This window comes from Streptomyces sp. AC512_CC834 (assembly GCF_019049325.1).
GTDB lineage: Bacteria > Actinomycetota > Actinomycetes > Streptomycetales > Streptomycetaceae > Streptomyces.
In genome coordinates this window covers 326734-341774 of the sequence record NZ_JAGMUO010000097.1, presented here as the reverse complement: position 1 = coordinate 341774, position 15041 = coordinate 326734, and the positions used below count along the sequence as shown (strand labels likewise).

Annotated in this window: 16 protein-coding genes; 9 read left to right on the top strand and 7 right to left on the bottom strand. The window is 72.0% G+C overall.

Annotated elements, in window-relative coordinates; genetic code table 11:
• Positions 1-30 precede the first annotated feature (30 nt).
• From KUM40_RS29080 to KUM40_RS29070, 3 genes are all read right to left on the bottom strand, one after another.
• The gene (locus KUM40_RS29080) at positions 31-1101 is read right to left on the bottom strand and encodes a nitrous oxide reductase family maturation protein NosD (RefSeq protein WP_217169159.1); all 1071 of its coding nucleotides are present in this window, start codon (positions 1099-1101) and stop codon (positions 31-33) included.
• Between the two features lie 94 nt (positions 1102-1195).
• Positions 1196-1687, bottom strand: a complete 492-nt coding sequence (locus KUM40_RS29075; protein ID WP_217169158.1) for a DUF5949 family protein — start codon at positions 1685-1687, stop codon at positions 1196-1198.
• A gap of 126 nt (positions 1688-1813) precedes the next feature.
• Complete coding sequence (locus KUM40_RS29070) at positions 1814-2179, bottom strand: FadR/GntR family transcriptional regulator (RefSeq protein ID WP_217169157.1); 366 nt, start codon at positions 2177-2179, stop codon at positions 1814-1816.
• Between the two features lie 23 nt (positions 2180-2202).
• Between KUM40_RS29070 and KUM40_RS42230 the strand changes: the two genes are divergently transcribed.
• Complete coding sequence (locus KUM40_RS42230; protein ID WP_302180910.1) at positions 2203-2331, top strand: hypothetical protein; 129 nt, start codon at positions 2203-2205, stop codon at positions 2329-2331.
• A gap of 120 nt (positions 2332-2451) precedes the next feature.
• Positions 2452-2784, top strand: coding sequence for a transglycosylase family protein (locus tag KUM40_RS29065; protein WP_308401265.1), 333 nt, complete (start codon positions 2452-2454; stop codon positions 2782-2784).
• 299 nt (positions 2785-3083) lie between these two features.
• Here the strand turns inward: KUM40_RS29065 and KUM40_RS29060 are convergent, their stop codons facing one another.
• Positions 3084-3923, bottom strand: a complete 840-nt coding sequence (locus KUM40_RS29060) for an ABC transporter ATP-binding protein (protein ID WP_217169155.1) — start codon at positions 3921-3923, stop codon at positions 3084-3086.
• 255 nt (positions 3924-4178) lie between these two features.
• On the opposite strand from KUM40_RS29060, the gene KUM40_RS29055 reads away from it, so the two are divergent.
• Positions 4179-5183, top strand: a complete 1005-nt coding sequence (locus KUM40_RS29055) for an SCO7460 family lipoprotein (RefSeq protein ID WP_308401264.1) — start codon at positions 4179-4181, stop codon at positions 5181-5183.
• Positions 5184-5659: 476 nt separating this feature from the next.
• On the opposite strand, the gene KUM40_RS29050 is transcribed toward KUM40_RS29055, so the two are convergent.
• Together KUM40_RS29050 and KUM40_RS29045 are read right to left on the bottom strand one after the other, a co-directional pair.
• Positions 5660-7054, bottom strand: a complete 1395-nt coding sequence (locus tag KUM40_RS29050) for a cytochrome P450 (protein ID WP_254395771.1) — start codon at positions 7052-7054, stop codon at positions 5660-5662.
• 167 nt (positions 7055-7221) lie between these two features.
• On the bottom strand, positions 7222-7974 hold the full coding sequence (locus KUM40_RS29045) for a sulfite exporter TauE/SafE family protein (protein ID WP_217169153.1): 753 nt from the start codon (positions 7972-7974) through the stop codon (positions 7222-7224).
• Between the two features lie 333 nt (positions 7975-8307).
• Between KUM40_RS29045 and KUM40_RS29040 the strand changes: the two genes are divergently transcribed.
• The 6 genes from KUM40_RS29040 (at position 8308) to KUM40_RS29015 (ending at position 13556) form a co-directional block, all read left to right on the top strand.
• A complete protein-coding gene (locus KUM40_RS29040; protein WP_217169152.1) occupies positions 8308-9489 on the top strand; it encodes an ATP-binding protein in 1182 nt (393 codons plus the stop codon).
• Positions 9486-9887: a roadblock/LC7 domain-containing protein gene (locus KUM40_RS29035; RefSeq protein ID WP_217169151.1), complete on the top strand. Its 402-nt coding sequence runs from the start codon at positions 9486-9488 to the stop codon at positions 9885-9887. The genes KUM40_RS29040 and KUM40_RS29035 overlap by 4 nt, the downstream gene beginning before the upstream one ends.
• On the top strand, positions 9884-10261 hold the full coding sequence (locus tag KUM40_RS29030) for a DUF742 domain-containing protein (protein WP_217169150.1): 378 nt from the start codon (positions 9884-9886) through the stop codon (positions 10259-10261). Before KUM40_RS29035 ends, KUM40_RS29030 begins: the two co-directional genes overlap by 4 nt.
• Complete coding sequence (locus tag KUM40_RS29025) at positions 10236-10829, top strand: ATP/GTP-binding protein (RefSeq protein ID WP_217169149.1); 594 nt, start codon at positions 10236-10238, stop codon at positions 10827-10829. Before KUM40_RS29030 ends, KUM40_RS29025 begins: the two co-directional genes overlap by 26 nt.
• Before the next feature lie 15 nt (positions 10830-10844).
• Positions 10845-12221, top strand: a complete 1377-nt coding sequence (locus KUM40_RS29020) for a cytochrome P450 (protein WP_217169148.1) — start codon at positions 10845-10847, stop codon at positions 12219-12221.
• A 207-nt stretch (positions 12222-12428) separates the two neighbouring features.
• Entirely contained in the window at positions 12429-13556 is a 1128-nt protein-coding gene (locus tag KUM40_RS29015) for a tryptophan dimethylallyltransferase family protein (RefSeq protein WP_217169147.1), read from the top strand.
• Between the two features lie 102 nt (positions 13557-13658).
• On the opposite strand, the gene KUM40_RS29010 is transcribed toward KUM40_RS29015, so the two are convergent.
• The gene (locus KUM40_RS29010) at positions 13659-14957 is read right to left on the bottom strand and encodes an NAD(P)/FAD-dependent oxidoreductase (RefSeq protein WP_217169146.1); all 1299 of its coding nucleotides are present in this window, start codon (positions 14955-14957) and stop codon (positions 13659-13661) included.
• Positions 14958-15041: the final 84 nt, after the last annotated feature.

Below are 15041 nucleotides of genomic sequence, written 5' to 3'. Positions count from 1 at the left end.
TTCTTCGGTGCACGGGCGGTTACGGCCGGCTCAGCACAGGCCCGCGGGCTTGGAGGCGCCGCAGGTGTTGCCCTGGAAGGTGTTGTTCTTGCCGGTTGCCGCGGTCTCGGTGTTCACGAGGTCGGCGGGGGAGTTGTCGCGCAGCGTGTTGCCGTTGATGTCGTTGTTCTCGCTGGTGGCGCCGACCATGCTCTTGGCGAGGACGATGCCGCCCGACATCGAGGACGTGCCGGCGTTGCCCTCGACCACGTTGTCGGCGACCAGGACCTTCTCGGTGCCGGTCAGGACGATGCCGGAGCCCTGGAGCGCCTCCAGCCGGTCGGTCTTGGGGCAGGACTTGTTGTTGCGCACGACACGGTTGTCGCGCACGACGAGGTCGCCGGCCTTGGGCTTGTTCTCGTCGCCGACGACGAACACACCGGCGCAGTTGCCGGTGATGTGGTTGTCCGCGACGGCGAGGTTGCGCAGCCGCCGTACGGTGACGCCGATGCGGTTGCCCTCGAGCCGGTTGTTGGCGACGAGGGTGCCCTCGGTGTCGGCGGCGCCCTCCTCGGCCTTGATGGTGTTGGCGAGGAAGATGCCCGCGTCGCCGTTGTCGCGGGCGGTGTTGCCGCGGATGATGCCGTGGACCGACCGCTCCTGGGCGATGCCCCAGACGCCGTTCTTCACCGCGGTCACGTTCCGCACGGTCAGGCCGTCGGTGGCCATCGAGAACACACCGGTGCGGGTGAAGCCGGTCACCGTCAGGTCGGCGACGGTGATGCCCTTGACGTTCTTGTCCTTCGTGCCGATCACGCAGATGCCGTTGCCGCCCTCGGCGCAGGTGTTGTCGGCCGCCTTCTTCGTGCTGGGCTTGATGACCGTGCTGCGGCCCACGCCCCGCAGGGTGAGCCCGGGGGTGGTCACCTTGACGCTCTCGTGGTACGTACCGGGAGTGACGAGGACGGTGTCGCCCGACTTGGCGCCGTCCACCGCCTTCTGGATCGATTCCCCGGGGTGGACCACGTGGGTCAGGGGGACGGAGGACGCCGGAGCGGCACCGAGCGCGGTGCCGATCATCGCTGCGGTGCACACCAGGTACACGACATTGCATTTCTTCATATTCCGCACGCTATGCCCGAAATAATCGACCACGGGCGGGATGAGCCATCCGACGGCGTGTCACGAACGGACGGTGCCTGGGCGGGCCCCGGCGTCAGCTCCGCAGGCTGCGTACGGGCAGGACGAGCTGCGCCGCCGTCGAGAGCGTGTCCGCGTGGTTGGCGAAGGCGGCGACCGCCTCCGGGTCGCCGGGCTCACCCCCGGACCACGGGCGCGTGGCGAAGATGAGGCAGGCGTACCCGCGCGCGTCGACCGCCGCCCGCCACTGCGGGGTGGGGGCGAACTGGGCGTTGACTCCGGGCATGGTGAGGGCCGCCGCGCCCGGCACGACGAGCAGGCCGACGGGCAGGGCGGGCAGGTCACCGGCGTCGAGGACGCCGCCGTCGCCCACGGCGAGTCCGGCCCGGCTCAGCAGCCCCTCGACGGCGGCGGGGGTCGCCGCCGGGCCGCCCTCCCCGTCGCCGAGGGAGCAGGCGAGGAGGAAGGGCACGTCGCCGTCGGGCGTCTCACGGCTCCAGGACATGATGACGAGCGTGCCGAGGTCGGCGGTTCGCAGGGGGCGCGGGTCAGTGGAGATCGAGGTCACCGCGAAACCGTAAGCGGGCGCCGGGACGCACCCGGCCGACTCTCACTCGTCCGGAGGACGTCCTCGCGTTTCTTCACACGAACGAGGGGTGCTCGCTCGACGGGTGCTCGATCGAGGGGTGCTCGCTCAGTGCTGCGACAGCCGCCCGCGGATGTCGTCGAAATGCCGGTGCACGGCCGTCTCCGCGGCCTCCGCGTCCCCCGCGCGCACGGCGTCGACGATCCTGGCGTGCATGCGGGCCAGCTCCTCGCCGTCGGCGGCCGTACCGAGCCCCTCCGCCTGCGCACGCACCCGGTGGAAGGCGCTCCAGAAGGCGTCGAGGAGTTCGCTGAGCAGGTCGTTGTCCAGCGAGCGGTGCAGCACCCGGTGGAAGGCGCGGTCGGTCCGGGCCGCGATCTCGCCCGCCTCGCGCACCTCCGTGTGCATCGTCTCGACCAGCGCGTCCAGCTCGGCCAGGTCCTCGCCGGGCAGCCGGCCGGCCAACTGGTACATGAGCCCGGCCTCCAGCGCCCGCGGTGCTGACCTTCTCGCTGACTCTCGTGGTGATCCTGCTGATCGGCTTCGACGTCCCGAGCCGGCTCAACCGGCTCGTCGATCCGGAGGCGGTGCCGGACAGCCCGGGGCACATACGGTCGGCGACGTGACGGAGGGGGCCGGGGGCGTGCTCCGACTGGCCCAAGGGGCCGTGGCCGACGCGGCGACCGGAGGTCACGTGGTGTAACAGTCTTCTTATGATCTGTAGACGAAATGCTCATCAGAGCGACGTGCGCAGTTCGCATCGCCGCAGGATCGGGACCGCCGCGGTGGCGCTGTTCGCCGCGACCGCACTGGGCACGACCGGTGCGGCGGCGGTCTCGTCCTCGGTGGCCCCGCGCACCGACTGGGACGCCATCGCCGCGTGCGAGTCCAGTGGCAACTGGCAGGCGAACACCGGCAACGGCCACTATGGCGGCCTGCAGTTCGCGCGGTCGAGCTGGATCGCCGCCGGCGGCCTCAAGTACGCCCCGCGCGCGGACCTCGCCAGCCGCGCCGAGCAGATCGCGGTGGCGAAACGCCTGGCCCGGATCCAGGGGATGTCCGCCTGGTCCTGCGCCTGACAGCGCCCGGCCGCGCCGAGTCCGCACCCGGCGGTTCACCGGGTTCGCCGGGTTCACCGGGTTCACCGGGTTCACCGAGTTGACCGGGGTAACCCGTGGGCGTGCACGTGCGCCGCGTCACCGCCGCATCACCCTCGCGTCCCGTTTTCCCCGGCGGGTGGATGGGCAGCCCCCGGCGGGGGAGCCGAGTGGCGGTCCCGGACGTTCCGTACACCGATACGTCCGGGGCCGCTCTCGCTCCTCGGCGGACGGGTTGCGCGGCGGGCCGCGTCTTGCCGAGCCGGACGAGGGCGTGTCAGTCAGGTTCCGCGAACGCGCCGGCCGGAGTAGGCGGACCAGCGGCCGTCTCGCCGGGCCACCGTGATGTCCCGGCCGAAGCAGGCGGTCAGCAGGGCGTCGGTCAGGACCTCGTCCACCGGACCCCCGGACAGGGTCCGGCCTTCGCGCAGCAGCAGGGCGTGGCTGACGGCCGGGAACAGTTCCTCGAGGTGGTGGGTGACCGTCACGGTGGCCAGGTGCGGGCGGCCCTCGGCCAGTTGGTGCATCGCCTCGACGAGGTCCTCGCGGGACGGCAGGTCCAGCGCGTTGAACGGCTCGTCCAGGAGCAGCAGGGCCGGATCGGCCATCAGCGCCCTGGCGATCAGGACCCGCGCCCGCTGCCCGCCCGAGCAGACACCGTACGGCCGGTCGGTCAGTTCCTTGACGCCGAGTTCGGTCAGGAGGTCGCGGGCACGCAGGCGCACCTCGTCGTCGTAGGTCCGCCACAGGGGCTGCACGGTGCCGCTGTGACCGGTGAGCACGACCGCATGGGCGGTGAGGTCCTGCGGCACCCGCTGGGCGGAGTTGACATGGCCGATGCGGGCCCGCAGCTCACGGACGTCCACTCGGCCCAGCCTGCTGCCGAGGACCTCGACCGTGCCCGTGGTGGGGTGCATGAGCGCGCCGAGCAGCCGCAGCAGGGTGGTCTTTCCGGCGCCGTTGGCCCCCAGCAGTGCCCAGTGCTCGCCCGGCCGGACCGTCCAGTCGACGCCGTCGAGGATCAACTGGTCCGTCGTGAAGCGGCGCACGCTCACGTCCCGCAGCCGGAGTACGGCGGCCTCGTGCTCGTTCACCTGCGAGCCGGCTGTCCGGTCGGTCATGCCGTGACTCCTTCGCGCGGGACGCCCCTCGGTCACCGAGAACAGTAGATGTACTCACCACGCGCCTGCCGGACCGTCCGGTACCTGGACGGCGGGGGCGGCACTCAGGGCGCGGATGAGCCCGCGTACTCATCCGCGGCACCGGCCACGGCTCCTATCGTGGCGCCGTCGGTGGGACACAGAGGGGGAGTCATGGGACGTCGGCGCACGGCACGGGGGAGCGGACGGCGGAAAGGACGCGTCGGCGGGAGCCTTGTGGCCCTGCTGGTCGGGCTGCTCGCCACCGGCTGCGCGGCCTTCGACACCGACGACGACGTACGGCGGGCCCGGGAACTCGCCGACGAGCTGTATCCCGGCGAACTCGAGGTGGTCGGCGCCCGGATCCTGTTCCCTCAGACCAGCGGCTCGGAGGTCACCCTGTCCCTCGCCGGTGACCCGGACGCGGCCGTCAGGTTCCGCGTCGACGCGGCCAACGACCGTTGCGACGGCGGCCCGAGCTGCACGGACGCGCTGCGCGAGGCGGTGGACCGGGCCAGGCGTGAGGCCGGAAACCTGCGCGCGATGCGGGGCGCCTTCGACGGCTGCGGTCACCCGGTCCTGGCCACGGACGAGAAGCTGGCGGCCCCCTGGATCGAGGCACGGGTGACGGACGAGACGGTGGACGACGTGCTGACCCGCGTCGGCGCCTGCGCGCAGCGCTGGGTCGCGGCCCGCGCGGCACAGGCCCCCAAGGGGACACCGGAATGGGTGACCGTCAACTTCGCGGCGCCCGGCACGGCCGAGGACCTCCCGGCCGCGAAGAGCGCGCTGCCCACCGTCGTGCGGTTCACCCACGGCCCGAGGCTCGCCGCCCTGGCGCACCGGCCGTACTACGTGGCCGCGTTTCCGGTCGGCGACGACGCCGGCCACACCGTCGACGCGGGCTCCGCCCGCCTGCGCATCGTCTCGCCCTTCGAGGAGAGGCAGGCCTTCTCCCGGCGGGTCGACGCGTCGGTCCTGCCCGCGCTGCGCGCGACGTACCCGGACGCCGTGACGAGTGGCGGGGCGGGCATGGGGGTGTGGCGACTGGAGCGGGGGACCGTCAGCCGCATGCGCGGGTACGTGCTGTTCTGCGAGCGGCCGCCCGCCGACGGCAAGCGCTGCCTCGGGGACCTGGCGGCCCTGGTGACCTCGGACCCGAAGGGCCGCGACGCCGAGGTCGTCCGGATTCTCACGGACATCCGTGACGAGCGCGGGGTCCTGCGCCTGCCTCCGCAGTGACGGAGGCGGGCCGGGGCGGAACCCGGACGGCGGGAGGAATCGGACCCCCGCCACCGACCGGATCCAGGACCGGTGGGCGGTCACGACGGTGTACGCCGCGGTGGTCTGCCGGTCTGTCGGTCGCTGGTCGGGGCGACGCCCACCCGGACGCCGCCGGCCGTCGCCCGACCGCGGTGGGCGTCGTAACACCCGCGGGTGACGCTCACGCCCGCGACCTCGAGGTACCGGGACTGGCGGTTGATCTCCGAGCCGCACCGGGAGGTCGCTGCCCAGCCGTGGACCCGCACGGTCTGGCCGACCCGTGCGCGGGAGGCGGGAGACGGAGCGGTCGAGCCGGACCGGCGCCGGATCCGCCGAGGGGCCGGTGACGCTCTGGACGCCGTTCGCCACCGCGCCGCCGGATCCCTTGCCGATGTGCGGGGGGCGCCCGGCATGTCCGGGCCGGCCGGGGGAGAGGTCCGGCCGGCCCGGGGCCCTCAGCCGGCGGCGGGCGGGGCCGCCGCTCTCGGGCGCACGGTCATCAGCAGGGTCCGGGGCCGTACCGTGGCCGCGGCGACGGGCCGTACCGTCTGGCCGGGGGAGAGTTCGAAGCGTACGCGCCGGACGATCGTGGCGATGGCGGTGACCAGTTCGGTGAGGGCGAACCGGTCGCCGATGCACTTGTGCTTGCCCGCGCCGAAGGGCAGGAACGCCTGCGTGGGCCGGGGCCCGGAGCCCTCCAGCCAGCGGTCGGGATCGAAGACCAGAGGGTCGGGGAACAGTACGGGGTCACGGTGGAGCGCGTGCTGGCAGTAGGCGAGTTCGGTCCCCGCGGGCACCGTCCAGGGGCCCAGCCGGGTCTCGGTGACGGTGCGGCGGGTGACGAGCCACCCCGTGTGGTGCAGCCGCAGCGTCTCCTCGATCACCCGCCCGAGGCAGGGCAGCCGGCCCAGGTCGTCGAAGGTCACCGGCCGGTCGCCGAGCACCTCGTCGAGTTCCGCCAGGACCCGCGCCTCGATCCTCGGATCGCGGGCGAGTTCGTACAGCACCCAGGACAGCACCGAGGCGGTGGTCTCGGTGCCGGCCACGGCCAGGGTGAGGATCTCGGAGGAGATCTCGTGCCCGGACAGCGGCCGGCCGGTCTCCTCGTCGGTGGTGCGCAGCAGCAGGGAGAGCATGTCACCGGTGTCGTGACCGGAGGCCTGGAGGTCGGTGACGGCACCGTCGATGGTGGCCCGTACGGCGTCGCGCGCCGCGGTGAAGCGGCGGTTGACCGGCAGCGGCAGCCGCTCGACCCAGTCGGGCAGCATGACGCGGGCGCCGACGCCGTTCATCACGACCGACAGGTCGGCGCGCAGCCGGCGGAAGGTGGTGTCGTCGAGGCTGCCCGAGAACACGGTCTTGGCCAGCATGTCGAGGCTGAGTCCGACCATGGCCTCGCGCACGTCCAGTCGTTGGCCGACGGTCCAGCCCTCGACGGCGGTTTCCGTCTCGGCGCGCATGGTGTCGACATAGCGGGCGATCCGCTCGCGGGCGAAGGCGGGCTGGAGCTGGCGTCGTTTGCGGACGTGGACCTGGCCGGCCGCGGTGACGACGGAGTCGCCCAGCAACTGTCCCATCTTCTCGAAGAACCGGCCCTTGTCGAGGCTCGGTCCGAGGTCGGTGAGCATGGTGCGGATGAGGCCGGGGTCCTGGACGACGAGGGTGCGGGTGCCGGGCTGGAGGGTGATCTCGACGAGTGGTCCGTAGGTGGTGCGCAGCGCGGCGATGAAGCCGAGGTTGTCGCGCACGAGCTGTATCGCGTGACCCAGGAACGGCAGCGAACCGGCTGCCCTGGGTATGGGGGGAGGCGCTACGAGCGTCACGAGGGCGTGTCCCTTCGAGTCGATCATATCGAGTCGATCATGGGCGCCTGAATGGCTTCCCCGATCGCTCCCGGTGGCAATCCGCGCAAGGGCGTGTCCCATGCCACGTCCGTCACGGGCACGGACGGGGTGTGAAGGGGCAAGCGGCGGGGAAGGCCCCACGGGCCGTCCACCCCGGGGCGGCGGTCGAGGCCCTAGCGGAGCACCAGTTGCACGAGGGCCACGGTGCCGACGATCAGGACCAGGGTCCGCAGGACGACGGGGCTGAAGCGGCGGCCCACCTTGGCGCCGAGGTAGCCGCCGAGGGTCGAGCCGGCCGCGATGAGTCCGACGGCGGTCCAGTCGAAGTCCGCGGCGAAGAGGAAGAAGAGCGCGGCGACCGTGTTCACGAGCGCGGACAGGACGTTCTTGACGGCGTTGAGGCGTTGCAGGGACTCGTCGAGGAGCATGCCCATCAGGGACAGGTAGATGATCCCCTGTGCCGCGGCGAAGTAGCCGCCGTAGACGCTGGCGAGCGTCAGTCCGGCGGACAGCGGCGGGCCGCCGTCCCGGCGGGGTGACGCGCCGGTGCGTGCGCGGCGGCGCTGCACCAGCCTGCTGAGCCGGGGCTGCAGTGCCACGAGTACGAGGGCCAGGCCCACCAGGACCGGCACGATCGTCTCGAACGCGTCGGCCGGCAGGGACAGCAGCAGCGTGGCGCCCGTGAGGGCACCGAGCAGGCAGCCGACGCCCAGTTTCAGGATGCGCCGGCGCTGCCCTCTCAGCTCCTCGCGGTAGCCGATGGCCCCGCTGACGGAGCCGGGGACCAGTCCGAGCGCGTTGGAGACGGTGGCGGTGACCGGCGACAGCCCCGTGGCCAGGAGCACCGGAAAGGTGATCAGCGTTCCGGAGCCCACGACGCTGTTGATGGCGCCGGCCCCGACCCCCGCCGCGAACACACCCGCCATGGCCTCCGGCGTCACCCGGTGCCGTCCCGCGCCGGGCCCGTCCTCGACCGGAAGGTGTCTTGTGCATCTTTCACGGGGCCGACTGTACCCACCGTCAAAGGCGGTACGTCAGGCGGTCTTCAACCGGTCCTGGATGGGCCCTTCTTGACGTAAATTCACCTGATCATGCGGTGATACGATCACCGCGTTTGCGGAGCGGGCGGATGGGTGAAAGACGGCATCCCCGACTTGAGGGACACCCCGACCGGCCACCCCCGGTGCGGGCAGTCCACCGGGCCGCCCGCACAGACGGGAATTCAGCAAGCCGGCTGTCAGTCGCCTGAAGAGAGTCTTATGACGGAATACACAGGGAACCCATTGCTCTGGGTCCTGCTCGTCGCCCTCGTCGCCGCCGCCGTGCTCATCAGCCGCCAGCGCAGGGCGGCGCGAGCTTTGCGGCAGCAGGTCCAGGGGCTCAGGGATCACTACACCGAGCTGGAGAACGATTACGGGAAGTCCGTACAGGCCGCTCAGGAGCGGGCCGAGGACGAGACGAAGACGGTGCTGAAATCGGCCATGCGGACCCTTCAGGGCCTCGCCGCCGAACAGCAGCTCGTGCTCTCCCGGCTGCAGAACAAGTACGGCGACTCGGCCCTCCTCCAGGACCTGCTGGAGATCGACCACACCAACTCGCAGTTCGGCCGGCGGGCCCAGTCCATCGCCGTACTGTGCGACGGCTGGCTGGGCGGGCGGCGCGACACCGCCTCGGTGTACGACGTGGTGCGCAGCGCCCAGGGCCGGATCCGGCACTTCCGCCGGGTGGACATCCTCTCCCAGGTCGACTTCGGCATCACCAGCCGGGCCGTCGAGCCCGTCGCCCTGGCCCTCGCCGAGCTGCTCGACAACTCCACCAGCTACTCCAGCCCGGACACCGTCGTCGAGATCAACATCCGGACCGTGCCCAAGGGCATCTGCGTCGTCGTGGACGACGCCGGTGTCGGCATGAGCGACGAGGAACGGGCCCGCGCCGACAAGCTGCTCGCCACCGAGCGCGCCTCGGGCGTGGCGGGGCTCGGCAATCCGCCGCAGTTCGGCTTCGCGGTCATCGGCCTGCTGAGCGAGCGATTCGGCTTCGAGGTGTCGGTGGACTCCTCCTCTCCCTACGGAGGTGTACGGGCGGTGGTCCTGCTGCCGCACGAACTGCTCACCGGCATGCCGGAGCGGAAGGCACCCGCGCCCGCCGCCCGCGGCACGGCCCGGCCGGTGACGGACGGCGGACCGGAGAGCGCGCTCGCCTCGTCCGAGACCGGCGACGGTCTGCCCAGGCGGCGCCGCAAGCGCCCGATGGCCATCGTGCCCGGCAGCGCGCCCACCCCGCGCCCGACGGCCCGCTCCGACTCCGAGCAGGCACAGGTCATGGGTGCCTTCCAGCGCGGAACGCAGTCCGGCCGGGTCATCGAACCGGAGCACCCGGACGACGCCGGCCGGACGAGCAGAACACCCGGTGCAAGCAGCGAAGGACATGAGGTCTCGTGAACGACGATCTGTCATGGATGCTCGACAGCGCCCTGGAGATTCCAGGTGCCCTGCACGCGGTCCTGATATCCGCCGACGGCCTGCTGATGGCCCGGACGCAGGACTTCGACAAGGACGACGCCGACCGGGTCGCCGCCGCGATGAGCGGTGTGCAGTCGCTCAGCCGCACCCTCGCCTTCTTCTGCGAGGACCCCGCCCAGGCGTGGCGGCAGACCCTGGTCGAGTTCGACGGCGGCTGGGTGTTCCTGATCTCCGCGGGCGAGGGCGCCTACCTCGGGGTCTCCGCCTCCCCGGAGGTCGACATGGCGGACATCACCTTCCGGATGCAGCAGCTCGTCGCCCAGCTCGGCAAGCGGCTGACGACACCGCCGCGCGAGAACCTCGGCGCCCACTCGTGACCGGCCACGACGGCTGGCAGCCCGAGGCCCCCGAATTAGTGCGGCCGTACGTCATCACCAAGGGCCGCGGCCTGCCCGACGAGGACCACCTCTCGCTCATCACCCTGGTCACCGCGTCCGCCGAGGACACGCGGCGGCCGACCCGGCTGTCCCCCGAGGAGCAGAGCCTGCTGGACCTCTGCTCCGCCGGCTACCTCTCGGTCGCCGAGATCGCCGGACACACGCATTTCCCGCTGGGCGTGGTGCGGATCCTGCTGGCGTCCCTGACGGAAGGCGGACACCTCACGACCCGCCCGCCGGTGGCCCGCGCGCGCCTCGCCGACAAGGAGATCCTTCAGGAGGTGCTCAATGGGCTCCGCGCCAAGTTTGGGTGAGCGGGACTACGTGAGCGGCGGGGCGACCCAGACCGCGGTGAAGATCCTCGTCGTCGGGCACTTCGCGGTGGGCAAGACCACCCTCATCGGCTCCATCTCCGAGATCGAGCCGCTGTCCACCGAGGAGACGATGACGCAGGCCGCCGAGTCGGTCGACGACCTCAAGGGGGTCCAGGGCAAGACCACCACCACGGTCGCCATGGACTTCGGCCGCCTCACCATCAGCGACCGCGTCGTGCTCTACCTCTTCGGCACGCCGGGCCAGCAGCGCTTCGTCCAGATGTGGGAGGACATGGCCCGCGGCGCCCTCGGCGCCCTGGTACTGGTCGACCCCGAGCGGCTCGCGGACTCCTTCCCCGTGATCGACCTCATCGAGCACTACGGGCTCGACTACGCCATCGCCGTCAACCACTTCGACGGCGTGCCGCTGCGCGACGAGCGGGCGCTGCGCGAGGCGCTCGACCTGCTCGACGACACCCCCGTCGTCACCTGCGACGCCCGCGACGAGAAGTCCTCGGCCGCCGCACTGACCACCCTCGTCCGCTACTTGCTGGACCGCACCCGCTAGGAGCTGGGAGCAGACATGAACGCCCACGACACCGCGCCGGTCCCGCCACCCGGCTGCCCGGCCCACGGCTCCGGCGCCCGCGTGCCGCTGCACGGGCCGGAGTTCGCCGCCGACCCGCAGGCGTACTACGACTACCTGCGCCACTACGGGGCCGCGGCCCCCGTCGAACTGGCCCCGGGCGTCGAGGCGACGCTGGTCACCGACTACGCGGCGGCGCTCCAACTGCTGCAGGACTCCGGGTCCTTCCGCAAGGACGCACGCCGCTGGCGGGCGTTCAACGAGGGCAAGGTGAGCCCCGACAGTCCGGTCGCGCCGCTGCTGGCCCACCGGCCCAACTGCATGTTCGCCGACGGCGCCGACCACCTCAGGCTGCGCCAGGCGGTCACCGACAGCATGGCGCGGGTGGACACCCGGCGGCTGAGCCGCAGCACCGAGCAGATCTCCGGCTACCTCATCTCCCAGTTCGGCGGGCGTGGCTCGGCCGACCTGCTCGGGGACTACGCCAAGCAACTGCCGCTGTTCGTGTTCAACGAACTCTTCGGCTGCCCCGCCGACATCGGCGACCGGGTGCTGTTCGGGATCTCCGGCATGTTCGACGGCGTCAACGCCGAGAAGGCCACCGAGGTGCTCTTCCAGGCCGTGGGAGAGCTCGTCGCGCTCAAGCGGAGCAAGCCCGGTGACGACGTCACCTCCTGGCTGATGCAGCACGAGGCGCGACTCGACGACGAGGAGATGGTCCACCAGCTCGCCCTGCTCCTCGGCGCGGGCGCCGAACCCCTGCGCAACCTCCTCGGCAACACCCTGCACCGGCTCCTCACCCACGAGAGGTACGCCCGGGAGGGCGGCCTGATCGACGAGGCGCTCGACGACACGCTGTGGGAGAACCCGCCCATGGCGAACTACGCCCCGCACTACCCGGCCGCCGACACGGAACTCGCCGGACAGCAGCTTCAGGCGGGCGACCTCGTCATGGTCAGCTTCGCCGCGGCCAACACGGGCCCGGCCCTCAAGGCCTCACGCCAGGCCGGCAGCAACCGCGCGCACCTCGCCTGGAGCGCGGGCCCGCACGCCTGCCCGTCCAAGGAACCGGCCCGGCACATCACGGTCACGGCCATCGAGCACCTGTTCAACGAGCTGCCCGACGTCGGACTCGCCGTCCCCGAGGACAGTCTGACGTGGCGTCCGGGCCCCTTCAACCGGGCCCTGGCCACGCTCCCGGCGCGCTTCACCCCGGTGCGCTCCGCCCGGCGTGCCGAACCGCGGCCGACCACCGCTGCCACCGCTGCCACCGCTGCCACCGCGGCGGCCGGGCAGGAGAAGGCGGCGGGCCCGGCCCGTCCGGGCGAACGCGGCGGCATGTGGAGCCAGTTCCTCAACTGGCTCACACGGTGATTTGTGCAACACCCTCCCCACCCGCCCCTTTCGCATGAAGGTTGAACGGCACGGGTAGTGAGCAACGCGGCATTCAAGTTGCTTACGAGTAAAAGGAGGTGTCGTGGACCACATATCCACGAACGCCGCTTTCCCGCCGCCGAACCCCCCGATACCCGCCTCCCGAGGCGGGTATCACTCTGTGCGGCCGAGGCCGGGGACGGGCCGGTGACCGCCGCACCCACGGGCTCGGGCCCACGGAGCACACCCACCCTCGGCTCCCTCACGGGCGGTCAGCTACGAAGACTCGGCGCGGTCGCCGGCCTCTCGGAGGCCGACGCCGAGACCTACGCACAGGTCCTGACCGACGTACTGGGCCCAGTGGCCGGGCGGCCGCTGAGCCTGCCGCCACCCGCCCGCACCTTCCTGTCCGACGACCACACCCCCGTGGAGTTCTCCCTCTCCTTCCAGCCGGAGGAGAAGCCCTCCGTGCGGGTGCTCCTTGAACCGGGCTGCGGCGCAGACAGCCTGGTTCACAACGGCCGGATCGGACTCGAGGCGATCCGGGGCATGGCCCGGCGCTGGCACTTCACCACCGACGCCCTCGACGAGATCCAGGACCTGTTCCTGCCGCCCACCCCGCGGGGCCCCCTCGCCCTGTGGTGCGCCCTGGAGCTGAGACCCGGCGGCGTGCCCAAGGTCAAGGTCTATCTGAATCCGGCGGCGAACGGGGAGGAACGTTCCGCCACGACGGTGCGTGAAGCCCTGCACCGGCTCGGCCACCGGCGGGCCTTCGCCGGCCTGCCCCAGGGGGCCGGATACCCGTTCCTCGCCCTGGACCTCGGCGACTGGGCGCAGCCCCGGGCGAAGGTCTACGTGCGCCACGACCACCTCACGGCCGGCCAGGCCGGACGCCTGTCCCGGACGGACTCCGGCCCCGGGCCCGCGGCGATCGAGGGGTTCTTCCGCACGGCCGCCGGCCTCGGCCCCGACGTGACGGGGCTCGGCAGACGGCCCGGCCTGTCCTGCCACTCCTTCACCGACACCGCCACGGCGCGGCCGAGCGGATTCACCCTCCACATCCCGGTCAGGGACTACGCCCGGCACGACGGGGAGGCCCTGGCACGGGCGGGGAGGGTGCTGCGCCACCACGGCATGGACGCCTCCGTCCTCGACCGCTCGCTGGCCGCCCTCACCGAGCGGCGCCCCGAGGACGGGGTGGGCCTGATCGCCTACCTGGCCCTGGCCCATCAGCGGGACCGTCCGCCGCGGGTGACGGCGTACCTCTCCTCGGAGGCGTACGCGGTCCGGCCTCCGGTCGTGGAGAGAGACCGCCGTCCGATGTCGGTGCGCTGAGCGGACCGTCCGGACGTGCCGGGGCTCCCGGGGGAATCCACCGGGAGCCCCGGCGAGGACACGGCCGCCGGGCGTCGTCGCCGACCGCGCCCGGCGGGAGGGCTACACGGTCAGCGACTCCCGGAACTCCGCGAGATACGGGCCCACGTCGACCTGGATCGAGGCGCCCCGCGTCCGGCCGTAACGCCGGACGATGCCGGCGAGGTAGGTGCCGATCTCCGCGCGCATCTCCTCGGCCGCGGGCAGCTCGGCGGCGCCGTCGACGATCCGCGCCACCCACTGCGCCTGGGCCTCCACCAGCCGCGTGATCGCACCCACGGGCCGGACGAGCCCCACGAAGTACAGACCGGGCCGGTCGGCCGGGACGACGCGTCTGTACAGTTCGACCGAACCGTCCGCCGCCACCGGGCAGCCGGCGGGCAGGAAGGGGAAGGTCATGTGGAAGCCGGTGCAGTAGACGACCGCGTCGGCTGTCTCGGAGCTGCCGTCGGTGAAGACGACCCGGTCGCCGTCGAAGGAGGCGATCGCGGGCTTCGGGGTCACCGCCCCGTGCCGGATCCGGCTGAGGATCTCGTCCGAGAGGGTCGTGGCGGAGGAGAAGACCGGGTGGTCGGGCTCCGGCAGGCCGTAGTCCGACAGCCTGCCGCGCGCGACGAGCAGGGCCTGCTCCACCCACCCGCGCCGTTCGTCGAACGACATCTCGTTCCACCAGGGGGCCTCGGCGATCTCGTCGACCGACATCCCGAAGAGCTGTTTGGGCACGATGTGCAGTCCCCGGCGCACCGACAGCACGGTGTACGCGGCATGCCGGGAGAGGTCCGCCGCGATGTCGACGGCCGACGCGCCGAGGCCCACCACGACGACGCGCCGGCCGTCGAAGTCGCTTCCGTCGCGGTAGTCGAGGGAGTGCAGAATCGTTCCGTCGAAAGAATCGGCGCCGGGCGGAAGGGGATCGGGCAGGGCCGGGTCGGTGTGGTGTCCCGAGGCGACGACCACCTGCTCGAACCGCCGCGAGGCCCGCGCGCCGTCCGCGCCCCGGCTGACGACGGTCCACATGCCGTCCGGCTCCCGGCGCACGGACACCACCTCGGTCCGCAGCTCGACGTGGTCCAGCAGGCCGTCCCACTCGGCGAAGGACCGCAGATAGTCGGCGACCTGGCTGTGCCGGGGGTAGAGCGGGTACGAGGACGGCATCGGGAAGTCCGCGTAACCGGTGAGCTGCTTGGCGGTGTTCAGGTGCAGGGACCCATAGCCCGGACCCCGCTCGCCGGCCCGCGGCTGACGCCAGATCCCGCCGACGTCGGGTGCCTTCTCCAGGCAGACGAACGAGATGCCGCGCTCCTTGAGAGCGTGGGCCACCGCCAGCCCCGACAGGCCTGCACCGATCACACACACACGCACGGGATTTCCCCCCAGGATGTACTCAACCTCCCCCGATCACGCCATTACTGCCCATCCGTATCTCGCCGCACACCAGCCCGAGTG

Bases quoted from the DNA above. Each gene is read 5' to 3' on its own strand.
- KUM40_RS29045 (WP_217169153.1), bottom strand. From the start codon at position 7,974: ATGGCGGGTGTGTTCGCGGCGGGGGTCGGGGCCGGCGCCATCAACAGC.
- KUM40_RS29020 (WP_217169148.1), top strand. From the start codon at position 10,845: ATGAACGCCCACGACACCGCGCCGGTCCCGCCACCCGGCTGCCCGGCC.
- KUM40_RS29025 (WP_217169149.1), top strand. From the start codon at position 10,236: ATGGGCTCCGCGCCAAGTTTGGGTGAGCGGGACTACGTGAGCGGCGGG.
- KUM40_RS29040 (WP_217169152.1), top strand. From the start codon at position 8,308: ATGACGGAATACACAGGGAACCCATTGCTCTGGGTCCTGCTCGTCGCC.
- KUM40_RS29050 (WP_254395771.1), bottom strand. From the start codon at position 7,054: ATGATCGACTCGAAGGGACACGCCCTCGTGACGCTCGTAGCGCCTCCC.
- KUM40_RS29060 (WP_217169155.1), bottom strand. From the start codon at position 3,923: ATGACCGACCGGACAGCCGGCTCGCAGGTGAACGAGCACGAGGCCGCC.
- KUM40_RS29070 (WP_217169157.1), bottom strand. From the start codon at position 2,179: ATGTACCAGTTGGCCGGCCGGCTGCCCGGCGAGGACCTGGCCGAGCTG.
- KUM40_RS29080 (WP_217169159.1), bottom strand. From the start codon at position 1,101: ATGAAGAAATGCAATGTCGTGTACCTGGTGTGCACCGCAGCGATGATC.